Raw genomic sequence first — 15,948 nt, forward strand, 5'->3', positions numbered from 1 at the left:
CGAAGAAACACGTCACGGTGGAACTCCCTGTGGGTTGTTGCGATGCGATAGTGGCACCCGCGCCGGGCGCCGGGGCACCGGCGGCGGCGTCGGGTACCGGTGGAACGGACTGGACGGGCAGATCGGACCGGGCGGGTGGAGCGGACTGCGCGGGCACCGCGACCGGCCCCGCCCCGCTCCCCTCGGCCGGCTCGGCCTCCTGCAGCACGGACACCCCGAAGTCCCGGGCGATGCCCGCGAGTCCGGAGGCGTAGCCCTGGCCGACGGCGCGGAACTTCCAGTCCGCGCCGTTGCGGTACAGCTCGCCGAAGACCATCGCGGCCTCGGTCGAGGCGTCCTGGCCCAGGTCGTAGCGGACCAGCTCGGTACCGCTGTCCCGGTCGGCCAGGCGGATGTAGGCGTTGCGGACCTGGCCGAAGCTCTGGGCGCGTTCCCTGGCCTCGTAGATGGCGACCGGGAAGACGATCCGCTCCACCTCGGCGGGGACCGCCGCGAGGTCGACCTGGATCTGCTCCTTGTCGCCGGAGCCGTCGCCGGACGGGCTGCCGGAGTGCCGGACCGAACCGTCCGGGCTGCTCAGGTTGTTGAAGAAGACGAAGTGCCGCTCGGAGACGACCTTCCCGGACCGGTCGCAGAGCAGCGCGCTGGCGTCGAGGTCGTACTCGGCGCCCGTGGTGGCGGCCGCCTGCCAGCCGATCCCCACCAGGATGCCGGTGACCGAAGGTGCTTGCCTGCCCAGCGAGACGTTCCCGCCCTTGACCAGGGTCGCGCCCATCGAGCTTCCTCCGCTTTCGTGCTGATTCACCGTCTTCTCCGGCCTCAACGAGGTGCCGTGTCCGACGGTTCCCGTATCGCGCCACCGATCCGGACCCCGCCTGCCCGGGCGCGGGCGAGCCGGGGAAGCGGGCCACCGCGGGGCACTCGTCGGCCTGCCCGGGCGTCGTCCCCCAAGGAGGGCCCGCCCTCCGGCCACGCTCGGTACGGCGACCCGTGGGACCCCCGACGCGGACGGTCCACTCGGTCCCGCCGTCGGGCCCCGTCCGCGCGTAGCGTGCAGACAGGGCCGACGAAACAGCGGCAGCGGTCACAGCACCCGGCGGAGGAGCCCCGACATCCTCCTCCGGCTGAAGCGACGGGTCTCCCCGGAGGTACCAGATGACAGCCACCAGCGAACGCCGTCCGATCGTGCTGGGCGTCGACGCCCTGGACCGGGGCCCGCTCACGGCGGCCTGGGCGGCCGACGAGGCCGCCCGCCGGAACCTGCCGCTGCGGCTGGTCCACGTCATCGCGCCGCGGTTCCGGGACCCGCGCGGCTACGACGAGTCGTTCCACGCGGAGCTCTGGCGCAGCGGCTACCGGCTGGTCGAGAAGGCGGCCTTCCTGGCCCTGGAACGGCACCCGGACCTGGCGGTCGACACCGACGTCGTGGACGGGAACGCGGGCCATGTACTGCTCCAGGAGTCCGTCCACGCCGAGCTCGTCGTCCTCGGGTCGCGGCGGCTCTCCCGCCTGGAGGAGGTGCTCAGCGCCCACTCGGTGACCGTGCCGGTCAGCGCCCGGGCCAAGTGCCCGGTGGCCGTGGTCCGCGAACCGGAGCACACCACCCACGAGCCCCCGTACGTGGTGGTCGGGGTGGACGGCAGCCAGGCGTCCGCGGCCGCCGTGGACTGGGCCTTCGGCCTCGCCGCACGGCGCGGAGCCGGCCTGCGGGCCCTGTGGGTGTGGCACCCGCTGCCGTTCCTCCCCGTCGACGAGGAGGCCACGCTCCAGCGGCTGCACGGGATGCTCCAGGAGAGCACGGCCGAGTGGGCCGGCCGGTATCCGGACGTCGAGCTGACCCACGAGGTGGTCCGCGGACACCCCGTGGAGGAGCTGGCCAAGGCCTCCGCCCACGCCCTGGCCCTCGTGGTGGGGCGGCGCGGCCACGGCGGCTTCACCGGTATGTGGCTCGGCTCGGTCCCGCACGGGCTGCTGCACCGCGCCCACTGCCCGGTGATCACCGTGCCGGTGGCACCGCGGTGACCACGGCCGGCCCGCGCCGCCCTGCCGCACCACCGGCAGGGCGGTGGAGCCGGTCTCAGTCCCGGCGGCCGTAGCCGCCGCCACCGGGGGTCTCGACCACCAGGACGTCGTCGGCCGCCACCTCGGCCGAGTCGCAGCCGGCCAGCGGGAGCACGGTGCCGTCCGCCCGCTCCACCCGATTGGCACCCAGCGCGCCGGGAGCCCCGCCGGCCAGCCCGTAGGGCGGGATCCGGCGGTGGCCGGACACCACGCTCACCGTCATCGGCTCGCGGAACCGCAGTCTTCGCACCGCCCCGTCGCCGCCCCGCCAGCGGCCTTCGCCGCCGGTGCCCGGCCGGACGGCGAACTCCTCCAGCAGCACCGGCAGCCGCCACTCCAGCACCTCGGGGTCGGTCAGCCGGGAGTTGGTCATGTGGGTCTGCACCACCGAGGCCCCGTCGAAGCCCTTGCCCGCGCCGGAGCCGGACCCGACGGTCTCGTAGTACTGGTAGCGCTCGTTGCCGAAGCTGACGTTGTTCATCGTGCCCGAGCCCTCGGCCTGCGCGCCGAGTGCCGCGTACAGGGCGCCGACCACGGCCTGGGAGGTCTCGACGTTGCCGGCCGCCACCGCGGCCGGGGGCCTGGGGGCCAGCATCGAACCGGGCGGGACGATGATGCGCAGCGGCCGCAGACAGCCGTCGTTGAGCGGGATGTCGTCGGCCACCAGGGTGCGGAAGACGTACAGCACGGCGGCGGTGGCGACGGACGAGGGCGCGTTCAGGTTGCCGCCGAGCTGCGGCGAGCTGCCGGTGAAGTCCACGGTGGCGCGGCGTCGTCGGCGGTCCACGGTGAGCCGGACGCGGATGACCGCGCCCGAGTCGGTCTCGTAGTGGCAGGAACCGTCGTGGAGCCGGTCGATCACCCGCCGGACGGCCTCCTCGGCGTTGTCCTGGACGTGCCGCATGTACGCCTGCACCACGTCCAGGCCGAAGTGCTCGATCATCGCGCCCAGTTCCTCGACCCCCTTGCGGTTGGCGGCGATCTGGGCGCGCAGGTCGGCGAGGTTGGCGGCGGGGTTGCGCGAGGGGTACTCCGCCCCGGCCAGCAGGCTCAGTGTCTCGGCCTCGCGCAGCCGGCCGGCCTCGACCAGCGGCCAGTTGTCGAAGAGCACGCCCTCCTCCTCGATCCGGTGGCTGGCGGCGGGCATCGAGCCGGGGGTGAGTCCGCCGATCTCCGCGTGGTGGCCGCGTGAGGCGACGAAGAACAGGATGTCCGTACCCGCGGCGTCGAAGACGGGTGTCACCACGGTGATGTCGGGCAGGTGGGTGCCGCCGTGGTAGGGGTCGTTGACGGCGTAGGCGTCACCGGGCCGCATCGAGGGCCCGCGCCGACGGATGACCTCCTTGACGGTGGTGCCCATCGAACCCAGGTGGACCGGGATGTGCGGGGCGTTGGCGACCAGGTTGCCGTCCGGGTCGAACAGGGCGCAGGAGAAGTCCAGCCGTTCCTTGATGTTGACCGACTGCGCGGTGGCCTCCAGTCGCACGCCCATCTGCTGGGCGACGGACATGAAGAGGTTGTTGAAGATCTCCAGCAGCACCGGGTCGGCCTCGGCGCCGGCGGCGGGCTCCGGTGGGGCGGTGATCCGTTCCAGCAGCAGGTGGCCGAGTCCGCCCACCGTCGCCCGCCAGCCCTGGTCCACCACCGTGGTGGCCCCGTCCTCGGTGACGACGGCCGGTCCGGTCACCGCCTCGCCCGGCCGCAGCGCCTGCCTGCGGTACAGCCCGGCGTCGCGCCACGCGCCGTCCCGGTAGAGCCGTACCCTGCCCGGTGGTCCGGCCGTACCGGGGTCCTTGGCCGGCTCACCGCTGCCGTCCGCCGCGGCCTTCGGGCCGGCCGCTCCCAGCGGGGCCAGGTCGGGCTGCCGGGTGAGCCCGGTGGCCTCCACCGACAGTGCCTCGACGGTGATCTGGCGTTCCATCAGGAACGAGTACAGCTGACGGTGGCTCTCTTCGAAGGCCGCGGTCATGGTGTCCGGTTCCGCCAGGTCCACCGGTACCACGGTGTCGGTGCCGTCGTAGCGCAGCTGCGCCCTGCACACGGTCCGGATGCGGTCCGCGGGTACCGCCTCGGCCAGCAGCTCGGCGCGCGCCGCGGCCGCCAACTCCTCGGCGACCCGGTGGATCCGGTCCATCGAGGCGTCCTCCAGCGGGGCCTCCACCGACTGTTCGCGCATCACCGTGGTGTCGGCCAGCCCCATGCCGAGCGCGGAGAGCAGACCGGCCATCGGCGGCACCAGGACGGTGCGGATGCCCAGTGCGTCGGCCACCGCGCAGGCGTGCTGTCCGCCGGCGCCGCCGAAGGTGGTCAGCGCGTAGCGGGTGACGTCGTGGCCCTGCTGCACCGAGACGCGTTTCACCGCGTTGGCGATGTTGTCCACGGCGATCCGCAGGAAGCCCTCGGCCACCTGCTCTGGCGAACGGTCGTCGCCGGTTTGGTCCCTGATCTCCGCGCCCAGTGCGGCGAAGGCCCGCCGGACGGTGTCGAGGTCGAGCGGCTGGTCGCCGCTCGGCCCGAACACCTGTGGGAAGTGCGCGGGTTGGATCCGGCCGAGCATCAGGTTGGCGTCGGTCACGGTGAGCGGGCCGCCGCTCCGGTAGCAGGCCGGGCCCGGGTCCGCCCCGGCGGAGTCCGGGCCCACCCGGTAGCGACTGCCGTCGAAGCGCAGCACCGAACCGCCGCCCGCCGCCACGGTGTGGATCGCCAGCATCGGTGCCCGCAGGCGCACTCCGGCCACCTGGGTGGTGAACACCCGCTCGTAGCGGCCCGCGTAGTGGGAGACGTCGGTGGAGGTGCCGCCCATGTCGAAGCCGATCACCCGGTCGTGGCCGGCCAGCCGGGACAGCCGGGCCATGCCGACGATGCCCCCGGCCGGTCCGGACAGGATCGCGTCCTTGCCCCGGAAGTGCCCGGCCTCGGCCAGCCCGCCGTTGGACTGCATGAACATCAGCCGTACGCCCCGGAGTTCACCGGCCACCTGCTCGACGTAGCGGCGCAGCACCGGCGAGAGGTACGCGTCGACGACGGTGGTGTCCCCGCGCGGCACCAGCCGCATCAGCGGGCTGACCTCGCTGGACAGCGAGACCTGCGGGAACCCGGTGGCGCGGGCGAGTTCGCCGATCGCCCGTTCGTGTGCCGGGTGGAGGTGGCTGTGCAGGCAGGCCACCGCGATCGCCCGTACGCCCTGCCGGTACGCCTCGCGCAGGGGGCCGGCGAGCGCGTCGAGGTCGGGGGCGCGCACCACCGTGCCGTCGGCGGTGATCCGCTCGTCCACCTCGATCACCCGCTCGTACAGCAGCGAGGGGAGGACGATCTCGCGGGCGAAGATCTGCGGGCGGTTCTGGTAGCCGATCCGCAGCGCGTCCCCGAACCCGCGGGTGATCACCAGGGCCGTGCGCTCGCCGGTGCGCTCCAGCAGGGCGTTGGTGGCGACCGTGGTCCCCATCCGCACCGCCTCGATGTCCGCTCCGCTGAGCGGCTGGTCCGCCGTGAGGCCGAGCAGCGCCCGGATGCCCGCCACGGCGGGGTCGCGGTAGCGGCGGTCCTGGGAGAGCAGTTTGTGCGTCACGAGCCGGCCGTCCGGGCGCAGCGCGACGATGTCGGTGAACGTTCCGCCGCGGTCCACCCAGAACTGCCAGCCCGGTCCTGCCACAGCCGCCTCCGAGGTCGGAACCCGCGGATACCGCGGCTTCGAGTGTCCGGCCCGGCGGACCGGGGCCGCAGAAGGACGTACCCGGCGCGGGCCCGCGCGCACCCGTGGCCGGGCCGGGACGCATGGTCATGGCCCGTGGGGTCCGCGCCGGCGCCTACGGCCGCGCGGAGAACAGCGAGGCGTGCCTGGCCAGGGCGAGCGCGTGGCTCGCGCAGCGTTCGAAGTAGCCGCTCAGCAGCACGGCGTCCACCACGTCCGCCCGTTCGAGCGGGGGGTCGGCCGCGAGCAGCTGTCCGTAGAGCAGGCGCTGGCGCTGGCCGATCTCGTTGACTCCGCTGTGCAGATCGGCGACGGTCTCGGGGTCCGCCTTCTCCAGCACGTCGGCGGCCTTGGCGACCATCTGCAGGGCGAGGGCGCTCATCCCGTCGAGGGGCAGCCGCGCGAGTTCCGGCAGCGGCCCCTTGCCGCGGCGGACCCAGGCGATCTCGCCCATCCGGCGGGTGGCCTCGGCCAGTTGCTGCACCTCGCCGCCGACATGGGTGTCCGCCACGACCGACCGCACGTCCCCCGGCGCGGTCCCGTGCCCCGTCAGCAGCAGGGCGGCATCGTCCTCGATCAGCTCGTCGAGCGGCTGCAGCGCCGCCTCGGCGGCCGCCAGCTCCCGCTCGGCCTCGGCGGTTCCGGTTTCGAGCGCCACGTGCGACGCCCGGCTCAGGGCCGTCTCCGCCAGCCGGACCATCGCGGCCAGCCGCTCGACCAGTGCCTCGTAGCTGTGTGCCATCCCTACGGCTCTCCCTCCGCGGACCCTGCCGGCCGCTCCCTGGTGAACACGTCCTGGCCCACCGCGGTCGCCTCCCACACGTCGGCCGCGCTCGACGGCCGGGTCAGCAGCCAGGTGGCGAAGATCCGCTCCCGGTCCTCGAAGTACTGGCCGCTCCAGCTGGTCACGGAGTCGGGGTCCTGCTGCTGGTTGTGCCAGGCGACCGTCCAGCCGACCGCCGCTCCGCGCCCCGGCTGCCCGGACGGGTGGCAGCGCCCGGCGACCTCGTACTGCCCGGCCACATGGCCGGTGCCCGAGGTGTAGGTGCCGCTGATGCCACCTGACGGGTCCGCCGTGAGGTGCATATGAGATCCGAACTCGTTGAACCAGTCTCCGGCGATGCTCATCGGTCGCCTCCCTCGACAGGGCGCAGCTTCCCCACCCATCGTCGGTCTCTCCAGCCGGCTTCGCACTGCAGAGGCCTGGGCGCGGCGGCGGACACGGCCCGGTGGCCGCCACCACGGGCCACGGACCCGGTGCTCCGCCGGGCCGCCCACCGGTGACGTCCGCCGGGCCGCCCACCGGTGACGGACGGACCGGCGCGCTGCGGACCGGCGCGCTGCGGACGGGCCGGGCGGTGGCGGGTGTCGCGCCGCTCAGTCCCAGCCGGGAGCCGGCGGCAGCGGCCAGCCGGGCGGATCCGGCAGGGGCCGGCCGGCGGTGAGCGGGGCCTGGGTCGTGCGGCCGCTGAGCCAGCCGAGGACGGCATGGCCGGGGCCGGTGACCACGGGGCCGCTCGGGGCCAGGGTCCAGGACCGGCCGAGGTCGACGGCCTCGACCCGGGACAGCGGGAAGCCGCGGGCGGCCAGCGCGGCGAGGGTGTCGTCGAGGGCCCAGGTCACGTACGGGCCGGGCCAGTCGGCCGTCCGGTAGCCGATGTCCAGGTCGACATGGTGAGTTTCCAGTTCACGCAGGCAGCGGCGCAGGGTGTACCAGGCCGGGTGCCGCCAGCCGGCCAGTGCCGTGACCTGGGTCTCCCACCGCTCGGCGGGCATCGCCTCGGCGGCTTCGGCCAGCAGCCCGAGACGGCTGCGCACATCGGCCGCGAGCTCGGCGGCGGAGCGGCCCGCGCCCTCCCGCACCGCGCGGGCGAGTTCCTCGGCACCGGTCCGGGGCGCGGGCTCGGCACCGGTGGCGGCCACCGCGAGCAGCCACAGGTAGGCGTCGATGCTCCGGGCGACATGGGTGATGACGTGGCCCCGGGTCCAGCCGGGCAGCGCCGAGGGCGCGGTCACCTCCTCGTCGGTCAGTTCCGCGAGGCCGGCGGTGAACCGCGCTCCGGAGTGGGCGACTTCCTCGATGATGCTGCGCACGCCCGTACCGTAACACCCTTGGGTGGTACCGGGGTTGGCCACCTGACCGTCGGCGTCACCGGTCGCGCCGGACGGGGGCCGGCCGCTGCCTGCGGTAGAACGCCGCTGCCGCGATCGCCACCGCGGCGGCGACGGCGGCGGCGATGACGGGTCGGCTGCCGTCGGTCTTCGGGTGCGCGGGCGCCTGGGCGGCCTGCGACGGGGCCGGCCGGCTCGGCGCCGAGCCGCCGGGGCCCAAAGTGGGAGCGCTCACCGGTCCTGCGGTCGCCTGCCCCGTCGCCGCCGCCGTGGTGGCCGGGGCCGTGGTGGCCGGGGCCGTGGTGGCCGGGGCCGTGGTGGCCGGGGCCGCTCCCTCCGGTACGGCGGTCACGTCGACCTCCGCCTCCCCGTGGCCGATGTCGGGGAAGGCGGACTCCACGGTGACCTTCCAGTGGCCCGGGGGCAGCGCCTGGGCGGTGGTGTAGGTGGCCGGGGCCCCGGCGACCGCGACCAGCTGCCACGGGCCGACCGTGCGGCCGTCCGAGGCGACGGCGCTGAGGGTTCCCGTGACCGGCTCGTCGACCGGGTCTCCGTCGTTGTCGTAACCGGCCGTGGCGCGGGAGTGGCCGTCCACCTGGGCGGTGATCTGGAAGTGGATGCTGTCGCCGTGCGCGGCGGCCGGCAGGGCCGACCCGAGCACGGCGAGCCCGGCGAGCGCCAGGGCCGCGGGCGGAGTGGAACGGCGCATCGATGGACTCCTGACAAGAGGGGCGAGGTGGGGCGGGAGAAGACTCCCGCCCCACCTGCGAGGGGATTTCGGCCGGGACTCAGGAGGCCGGCTGGATGGTCCAGTTCTGGTAGGCCTGCCCGTTCGGCTGCTGGAGCTCCAGCAGCCAACCGCCGTAGTACCAGCGCTTGCCGACCCCCAGCACCAGGGAGGAACCCTTGGCGGTGAGGGTGTAGCCGCTGCCGCCGGCGGTCAGCTTCCAGTCCTGCGAGTCCTTGCTCCCGCACGGCTGCTGGAACACGAACTGGCCCTGCACCGGGTCGCCGCCCACCTGGAGGCACTTGCCGGACAGCACGTTCTTCACCCGGACAGTGCCGTCACCCGCGTCGTCGAACAGCCACTGCTGGTTCTGGTAGCCGGTGCGCTGGTAGGCGATCAGCACATCACCGTCGTTGCTCGAACCGCCCCACATGTCGGCCACCTGGCCGGTGAGGCTGTTGGTCATCAGGTACGGCGTGCCGGGCTTGGTCGGGCCGGTCGGGTTCGGCTTGGCCGGCGTGTGGAACGAGGCCGGGCGGCCGGGCGCGGAGGTGTGCCCGCTCTGATCCCGGACCGCGACGGCGACCTGGTAGTCCGTGTCCGGCTGCAGTGAGACCAGTCGCACCACGGTCGAGGTCACCGTGCCGATCGCGCGCCCGTTCAGCCGGATCTCGTACCCGGCGGCGGAGTCGGCCTTCGGCCAGCTGAGCACGGCGGAGTTCTGGGTTATCTGACTGACCGTCACATTAGGCGCCTTGCCGGGCGCCCTGCTCGCGGTCGGACTGGGCGTCGGGGTCGGTGACGGGTTGGGGCCCGGGTTGGGGCCGGTGCCGTTGTCGGCGATCAGGAACCGGTTGTTCGCCACGTTCCAGTGCGAGGAGAGGTAACTACCCTGCTTGGGAGAGGTGTTGAAGTAGTTGTCCTTGGTGCAGTCAAGCCGGTCCTGCTGGTTCTGGTCCGGGCAGACCGTCCGCATCTTCGGGTAGTACGGGGCGTCCGAGTAGCACATCAGGTCCCAGTCGACCGTGCAGTGCCCGGCCTTGCTGGAGTCCGGCGCGCTGTTGTTCACCGCACCGAGGTTGTGGCCCAGTTCGTGTGCGGCGACATGACCGCTCCAGCAGCCCGAGTCGCTCCGCCCGTACGAGGGGCCGAAGTTGCTCAGGTTGTCCTGCCCGGGCCGCTCGTCGCCGGCGAACGTGCCGATGCCGCAGTACACCTGGGCATCGGCGAACATCATGTACTTGCGGTCCTTGTGGTTGTAACCCTTGGCCGCCAGTGCGTCGTTGGTGGCGCCGAAAGCGGTCAGCGCCGAGTCCGGCAGCTCGACGTCGAGCACATTGGCGGTGCAGTCGGCGTCGGTGACGAAGCGGACGTGGCGGATGCCGCCGGTCTGCTGCGCACTGGCGTTGTAGATGACGTCGACGTCCGCCGCCCACTTCTTGAACGAGGCCAGGTACTGGGCGTACCGGTCCTGCCCAGGCCCGTGGACGTACAGCACCTGGACCCGGTTGCCGCTGCTGCCGTCACCGTCGCAGACCACCGGGGAGGCGCCGCCGGCCGCGGCCTGGGCGGGGCTCGCCGAGGCCGGTGCGGAGGAGGCCAGCGCGGCACCGGTCTGGGCGTTCAGGACCGGCGGCGCGTCCTTCAGCAGATCGCCCGCCGAGGGCGCCTGGGAGTCGCCGTGCAGCTCGGGGTCGGGTGCGACCGCCGCCACGGCGGGCGCCACCGTCTTGTGGATGTCCACGTCCTTGGGGGCCACGTCCGGGCCGTGGGTGCACAGCCCGGCGGCGGAGGTGCGGAACACGCCCGCGCACGGGTCGTCCTTGGCGGCGACGGTCAGCCCCGCGTACACCATGCCGCGGGCCGGGTCGCTCTTGGGCACCGAGCGCAGCGGGTTCGGCGCCTCCTTGTGCTGGGGCGCCGCCGCGGGCGAGGGCGGCGCCGCCTCGTCCCCGGAGGTCTGTGCCGCCTGCACCATGGCGGCCGTGTACGGATCCTGAGTCCCCGTCACCACGTTGATCCCGACGGCGGTGGCGATCACGCCCGCGGTCACCGCCACTGCCGTGACCACCAGCGGGCGGCGGTTCCGGCGCCGGTGTGCCGCTGTCTTCCGAGCCATGTATCCCTCCCTGTCGGCAGGAGCGGTTCGCTGCCGACACATGGGAGAGCGGGCGCGGCGACCCGGATAACGGAAAACCGGCTCGGCTTTTTCCAGGCGGCCGAATCCGCCTCGCACCCGCGGCCTGCCGCACCGGCCCACTGGACCAGCTGACCCGCCGCACCGTGCTCCGAAGGCCCGTCGGGGCCGGGCCGCCCGGGGCCGGCGGCGTCTCCCCTGCCGCCGACGGCTCATGGGCGGCCCCGCTGGCCCGTCCTACTCGGCCGTGCCGAACTCCCGGATCTCCTGGGCCTCCTGGGCGGTGAGTTCACGCGGCACGTCGCCGCGGGCGAGCTTCTCGCTCTGCACGCGGTGGCGGATGTCCTCGACGATCTCGGGATTGGCCAGGGTGCTGACGTCGCCCACGTCGGTGAAGTTGGAGATCCCGGCGATGACCCGGCGCATGATCTTGCCGGAGCGGGTCTTGGGCATGTCGGGCACGATCCACACATGGGCGGGCCGGGCGATCTTGCCGATCTCCCGCTCGATGGCCGCGGTGACCCGCTGCCCGGTCTCCGGGCCCGGGCTCAGCCCCGGCTTGAGTGCGACGTACATCTCGACCGCGCGGCCGCGCACCTCGTCGACCGCGGGGACCGCCGCCGCCTCGGCCACCTCCTCGACCGTGAGCGCGGCCGACTCCAGCTCCTTGGTGCCGAGCCGGTGGCCGGCCACGTTGATCACGTCGTCGATCCGTCCGAGGATCCTGAAGTAGCCGTCGCTCGCCTCCACGGCTCCGTCGCCGCACAGGAACGGCCAGTCGTGCCAGTCCTTGCTCCCCGGATCGCGGCAGTACCTGCCGTAGTAGATGTCCACGAAGCGCTCGGGCTGGCCCCAGATCGTCTGCAGCACACCGGGCCAGGGGTTGCGGATGCAGATGTTGCCGGCCCGCCCGCTGCCGGCCGCCACCACGGCGCCGTCCTCGTCGTAGATCACCGGGAGGATGCCCAGCGCCCCGGGACCGCAGCTGCCCGGCTTCATCGGCTGCAGGGCGGGCAGGGTGGTGCCCAGGAAGCCGCCGGTCTCGGTCATCCACCAGGTGTCCACGACGACCGCCTGCCCCTTGCCCACCTCGTCGTGGTACCAGTGCCAGACCTCGGGCTCGATCGGCTCGCCCACGGTGGTCATCAGCTTGAACCGGTAGTCGTACCCGCGCGGTTCCTCGGGCCCGACCTTACGCAGCATCCGGATGGTGGTGGGAGCGGTGTGGAAGATGTTCACCCCCAGCCGCTCCGCGATCCGCCAGCAGCGGCCCGCGTCGGGGTAGGTCGGCACGCCCTCGTACAGCACGCTGGTCGTACCGAGCGCCAACGGGCCGTAGACGATGTACGAGTGGCCGGTGATCCAGCCGATGTCGGCGGCGCACCAGTAGGTGTCCTCGGGGTGGATGTCCAGGTGGTACCTGGCGGTGCCCGCGACGTAGCTAAGGTAGCCGCCGGTGGAGTGCTGGCAGCCCTTGGGGCGGCCGGTTGTCCCGCTGGTGTACATCAGGAACAGCGGTGCCTCGGCGGGCATGGACACCGGTGGGACGCTCCGGCCGTGGTAGCCGCCCAGGAGCTCGTCCACGAAGAAGTCACGGCCCAGCACCATGGGGGTACGCGACGAGTACCGCCCCGGATGCCGCCGCCACACCAGGACCTTCTCGATCTCCCGGCCGTACCTGCGGGCGGCCTCCACCGCCTCGTCCGCCTTGGCCTTGTGGTCGACCAGCGAGCCGCCCCGGTAGTAGCCGTCCATGGTCACCAGCACCCGGCTGGCCGAGTCGGCGATCCGGTCCCCGCACGCGGCGCCGCTGAACCCCCCGAACACCTCGGAGTGGATCACGCCCAGCCTGGCGCAGGCCAGCATCGCCACCGGCAGCTCGGGGACCATCGGCAGATGGAAGGTGACCCGGTCGCCGCTCTCCAGCCCGCAGAACTCGCGCAGCAGCGCGGCGAACTCGTTGACCCGCCGGTAGAGCTCCTGGTAGGTGACCGTCTCGGTGGCCTGGTCCTCCGGCTCCGGCACCCAGATGAGGGCGGCCCTGTTGCGGCCGGTGGGCAGATGCCGGTCGACGCAGTTGTAGCAGGCGTTCAGCATGCCGCCGGTGAACCACTTCCAGAACGGCGGGTCGCCGGTGTCCAGGACCGTGTGCCAGGGGGCGTCCCAACTGAGCAGCTCCGCGTACTCGGTGAAGCAGTCGGGGAAGTTCGCCTCGCCGAACCGCTCGATGATCCCGGGGTCGGCGGCGTTCGCCTGGGCGACGAACCCGGCCGGCGGCGGATAGGTGCGCTCCTCACGCCAGTGGACCGCGATCTGCGCCTCGGAGAGCCGGGGCCCCGTCTCCCGCGCCATGGCAATCGACCTCCCGCCGCGGCTCCCCCACCGCACCAACCGGGGCGGCGGGCGGGAGGGAACGGCCGCTGTTCCAAGGGCGGCCGGGCGCCGACACAGGCGCGGCCGCGCCGTGTTCGCGAGTTTCAGGATATCGCCGGGAGGCGTCTCACCATCGACGACGAGGGTGCCGTCCCGCTCCAGCGCCGCCGCGACACCGGCCGGTGGGCCCTGCCCGGCGGAGCCCGGGACATCGGCGAGACCGCCGCCGAATGCGCCGTGCACGAGTGCCAGGAGGAGACCGGCGTCCGCGCCGAGATCACCGGCTTCGGCGTCTACACCACCCCCGACCGCATGGTCGCCTACACCGACGGCGAGATCCGCCCGCAGTACGGGAACACCTGTACCGGCCGCCCCGGCGGCGGCGAGCCCACCGTCAACGACGAGGCCGACGGCGTCCGCTTCGTCCAGCCCGCCGACCTCGACGAGTACGACATCCACCCCGACATGCGCCGGCAGATCGGCGCCCACCCCGCCGGTGCCCACCCCCATCTCGGTTGATCAACAACCTGACGCGATGTCGGTGACGCCAACTACCCTGGTGGCCATGGACTGGCTCGATCGGGTGGCGAAGCTGAGACGGTGGACGAACAACGACGTCCGTGCTCCGCACAAGCCGTTGCTCCTGCTCTACGCACTCGGCGGCTACCAGCAGGACGCCGACGGCGAACTGCGCTACAGCGTGGTCGAGGAGGAGCTCAAGCGGCTGCTCGCCGAGTACGGACCGGCGCACCCGACGACCCCCGCCTACCCCTTCCACCACCTGGTCAGTGACGGCGTGTGGGAGGTCAGGACCGACCGGGGGCAGGGGAGTCCTGGAAGCGGCGTCCGGATCCTGCGCTCCAGCGGAGCCACCGGCAGGCTCGCCCCTGGCCTGCGGGCGGCGCTCGCCAACGAGCCGTCGCTGCTGGGCCGGCTGGTCAGGGTGCTGCTCGACACCCACTTCCCGCCGTCCTTGCACGTCGACCTGTGCGAAGCCGTCGGGCTCGACCTGGAACTCGCCGGGACCGGGACCGTGAACGGCGCCGATGTCACGGCCCGTCGGCAACGTGACCGGCGGATGCGTGAACTCATACTCACGGCCTACGAGTTCCAGTGCGCCTTCTGCGGCTACGACGGGATGATCGGCGCGAGTACGGTCGGACTGGAGGCCGCGCATGTGCGCTGGTGGTCGCACGACGGCCCCGACGAGGTCGACAACGGCCTGTGCCTGTGCTCACTGCACCACAAGCTCTTCGACAAGGGCGTCCTGGGTCTTGGCGACGACCACCGCATCCTGGTCTCCCAACGATTCGTCGGCCGCAGCGAGGCCAGCCGGCAGCACGTACTCGCTCTCACCGGCCGGCCGGTCATCGGCCCCCAGGCGGGCGCCCCACCGGTCGCGCGGCAGCATCGGCAGTGGCACGCTCGACAGGTCTTCCACGGCGAACCTCGCGTACCCGCCGGCCTTCGCGTGCAAGGTTCTTGATTCCCGGCAAGCCGCACCCCGGTCACGCGCGTCATGCACGGCTCCGGTTGCGCGCTACCGCTCGTAGACCACCTCGGGGAAGCGCGGCGACGGGCCGTCCAGGAGGTGGTCGTCGTGGCCGCGCAGCCAGCGGTCGAAGAACGACGCGACGTACGACCGGGTGGCCAGCACCGCGCGGTCCGGGCGGACGTCGCCGACGCTGTCGGTCAGCTTCTCCCCGCTGATCGCGCCCTGGCGGGCGAGCTGGGGCAGCAGGGACTGCGCGTCGGTGTAGGAGCTGTGGCGGGAGCCGGTGAGGGTCACGTCGGCGTGCCAGCCGGCGCTGTGCTGCCACAGGGCGTCCCAGCCGGGCTGCCGGTGGTAGCTGCCGGAGGCGGGGTCCTGGGTGCCCATGAGCAGGAAGGGCCGGGTCAGGCCGTCCTCGGCGACGGTGGACAGGTGGACTCCGGTGCCGTCCGGGCCGGGGAAGTGCAGCTGGCCGTCGAGGTTGACGCCGGCCTTGAGGCGCGGATCGTCGTGCATGGTCTGGAGGGCCGTGGAGCCGCCCCCGGAGTGGCCGACCATACCGATCCGGTCGAGGTCGAGGGAGGCGGCGAGGCCGGCCGGCAGCTGCTTGTCGTGGCGCAGCCCGGCGAGCTGGTCCAGGACGAAGCGGGTGTCGTCGACCCGGCTCTGCAGCATCTTGCGCAGGAGGGCGCCGGGGTCGAGGCCGGGCTGGGCCCACAGCGCGGGGAGGACGGAGGTGGCGAGGTCCCCGTCGGGGAAGGCGACCTCGGAGGCGTCGTAGGTGTGGTCGACGGTGACGACGACGTAGCCGCGCGAGGCGAGGTCCTCCACCAGGCCGGTGCCCCAGGTGCGCGGGTCGCCGAAGCCCGCCGAGTACAGCACGACGGGCCGCTTGCCGCCGGGGAGGGCGGGCGCGTCGGCGCGGGCGTGGGTGCGGATGCCTGCCCAGTCGGTGCGGCCGGGCTCGAAGACGTAGTCGCTCTGGCCGGCGCTCCCGGCACTGCCGAAGTGGTCGGCGGCGGCGGGGACCATGTACGGCGCGCGGTCGCCGCCGGTGGCGGGCCGGGTGGTCGGGTACCAGAAGCTGACCATCAGCTTGCGGTGCTGCCCGGGCTTCCAGGGGTCGTCCCGGCGGTCGTCCGTGAGCTGCAGGGACGTCGTGCCGACCGGGTACGGCCCGGTGGGCTGCGGCAGCCAGGCCCTGGCCTGCTGCTCGGTGCCCCGCCCCGGCGCCGCCACCGCGCCCGGTGCGCCGACCACGCCCAACGTCGCCGTCGCCGCCAGCAGCACCGCCGCCACGGCCCGTCCTCGCCTGCTCATCGCCGTTCCCCCTCGTCCGGTTCCGTCTTCGCCTT

At 73.3% G+C, this 15,948-nt stretch carries 10 protein-coding genes and 2 pseudogenes; 3 read left to right on the forward strand and 9 right to left on the reverse strand.

What is annotated here, in order from left to right; genetic code table 11:
* Positions 1 to 205: 205 nt before the first annotated feature.
* Positions 206 to 775: pseudogene (locus tag ACSMTC_RS05710) on the reverse strand (TerD family protein); the annotation flags it as partial.
* A gap of 380 nt (positions 776 to 1,155) precedes the next feature.
* On the opposite strand from ACSMTC_RS05710, the gene ACSMTC_RS05715 reads away from it, so the two are divergent.
* On the forward strand, positions 1,156 to 2,022 hold the full coding sequence (locus ACSMTC_RS05715; protein ID WP_436558549.1) for a universal stress protein: 867 nt from the start codon (positions 1,156 to 1,158) through the stop codon (positions 2,020 to 2,022).
* Positions 2,023 to 2,077: 55 nt separating this feature from the next.
* On the opposite strand, the gene ACSMTC_RS05720 is transcribed toward ACSMTC_RS05715, so the two are convergent.
* From ACSMTC_RS05720 to acs, 7 genes are all read right to left on the reverse strand, one after another.
* On the reverse strand, positions 2,078 to 5,713 hold the full coding sequence (locus tag ACSMTC_RS05720) for a hydantoinase B/oxoprolinase family protein (RefSeq protein WP_436558550.1): 3,636 nt from the start codon (positions 5,711 to 5,713) through the stop codon (positions 2,078 to 2,080).
* Positions 5,714 to 5,867: 154 nt separating this feature from the next.
* The gene (locus ACSMTC_RS05725) at positions 5,868 to 6,494 is read right to left on the reverse strand and encodes a PhoU domain-containing protein (RefSeq protein WP_436558551.1); all 627 of its coding nucleotides are present in this window, start codon (positions 6,492 to 6,494) and stop codon (positions 5,868 to 5,870) included.
* Between the two features lie 2 nt (positions 6,495 to 6,496).
* On the reverse strand, positions 6,497 to 6,880 hold the full coding sequence (locus ACSMTC_RS05730) for an avidin/streptavidin family protein (RefSeq protein ID WP_436558552.1): 384 nt from the start codon (positions 6,878 to 6,880) through the stop codon (positions 6,497 to 6,499).
* Between the two features lie 249 nt (positions 6,881 to 7,129).
* Positions 7,130 to 7,846: a maleylpyruvate isomerase family mycothiol-dependent enzyme gene (locus tag ACSMTC_RS05735; RefSeq protein WP_436558553.1), complete on the reverse strand. Its 717-nt coding sequence runs from the start codon at positions 7,844 to 7,846 to the stop codon at positions 7,130 to 7,132.
* 55 nt (positions 7,847 to 7,901) lie between these two features.
* Positions 7,902 to 8,573, reverse strand: coding sequence for a hypothetical protein (locus ACSMTC_RS05740; RefSeq protein WP_436558554.1), 672 nt, complete (start codon positions 8,571 to 8,573; stop codon positions 7,902 to 7,904).
* Positions 8,574 to 8,652: 79 nt separating this feature from the next.
* Positions 8,653 to 10,710: an RICIN domain-containing protein gene (locus ACSMTC_RS05745; protein WP_436558555.1), complete on the reverse strand. Its 2,058-nt coding sequence runs from the start codon at positions 10,708 to 10,710 to the stop codon at positions 8,653 to 8,655.
* A 255-nt stretch (positions 10,711 to 10,965) separates the two neighbouring features.
* Positions 10,966 to 13,080: an acetate--CoA ligase gene (acs, locus tag ACSMTC_RS05750; protein WP_436558556.1), complete on the reverse strand. Its 2,115-nt coding sequence runs from the start codon at positions 13,078 to 13,080 to the stop codon at positions 10,966 to 10,968.
* A 156-nt stretch (positions 13,081 to 13,236) separates the two neighbouring features.
* On the opposite strand from acs, the pseudogene ACSMTC_RS05755 reads away from it, so the two are divergent.
* Positions 13,237 to 13,620, forward strand: a pseudogene (locus tag ACSMTC_RS05755) (NUDIX hydrolase); the annotation flags it as partial.
* Positions 13,621 to 13,666: 46 nt separating this feature from the next.
* Positions 13,667 to 14,587, forward strand: a complete 921-nt coding sequence (locus tag ACSMTC_RS05760; protein WP_436558557.1) for a phosphorothioated DNA-binding restriction endonuclease — start codon at positions 13,667 to 13,669, stop codon at positions 14,585 to 14,587.
* A gap of 54 nt (positions 14,588 to 14,641) precedes the next feature.
* Here ACSMTC_RS05760 and ACSMTC_RS05765 read toward each other — a convergent pair whose 3' ends face one another.
* Positions 14,642 to 15,913 (reverse strand): alpha/beta hydrolase family protein, encoded by a 1,272-nt coding sequence (locus tag ACSMTC_RS05765; RefSeq protein ID WP_436558558.1) that lies wholly within the window; start codon positions 15,911 to 15,913, stop codon positions 14,642 to 14,644.
* Positions 15,914 to 15,948: the final 35 nt, after the last annotated feature.

Source organism: Kitasatospora sp. HPM-01-4, assembly GCF_051374625.1.
Classification (GTDB): Bacteria; Actinomycetota; Actinomycetes; order Streptomycetales; family Streptomycetaceae; genus Kitasatospora.

Excerpts from the sequence above, each read along its gene's own strand:
- acs (WP_436558556.1), bottom strand. The coding sequence starts at position 13,080 with ATGGCGCGGGAGACGGGGCCCCGGCTCTCCGAGGCGCAGATCGCGGTC.
- ACSMTC_RS05745 (WP_436558555.1), bottom strand. The coding sequence starts at position 10,710 with ATGGCTCGGAAGACAGCGGCACACCGGCGCCGGAACCGCCGCCCGCTG.
- ACSMTC_RS05725 (WP_436558551.1), bottom strand. The coding sequence starts at position 6,494 with ATGGCACACAGCTACGAGGCACTGGTCGAGCGGCTGGCCGCGATGGTC.
- ACSMTC_RS05730 (WP_436558552.1), bottom strand. The coding sequence starts at position 6,880 with ATGAGCATCGCCGGAGACTGGTTCAACGAGTTCGGATCTCATATGCAC.
- ACSMTC_RS05765 (WP_436558558.1), bottom strand. The coding sequence starts at position 15,913 with ATGAGCAGGCGAGGACGGGCCGTGGCGGCGGTGCTGCTGGCGGCGACG.
- ACSMTC_RS05760 (WP_436558557.1), top strand. The coding sequence starts at position 13,667 with ATGGACTGGCTCGATCGGGTGGCGAAGCTGAGACGGTGGACGAACAAC.
- ACSMTC_RS05715 (WP_436558549.1), top strand. The coding sequence starts at position 1,156 with ATGACAGCCACCAGCGAACGCCGTCCGATCGTGCTGGGCGTCGACGCC.
- ACSMTC_RS05740 (WP_436558554.1), bottom strand. The coding sequence starts at position 8,573 with ATGCGCCGTTCCACTCCGCCCGCGGCCCTGGCGCTCGCCGGGCTCGCC.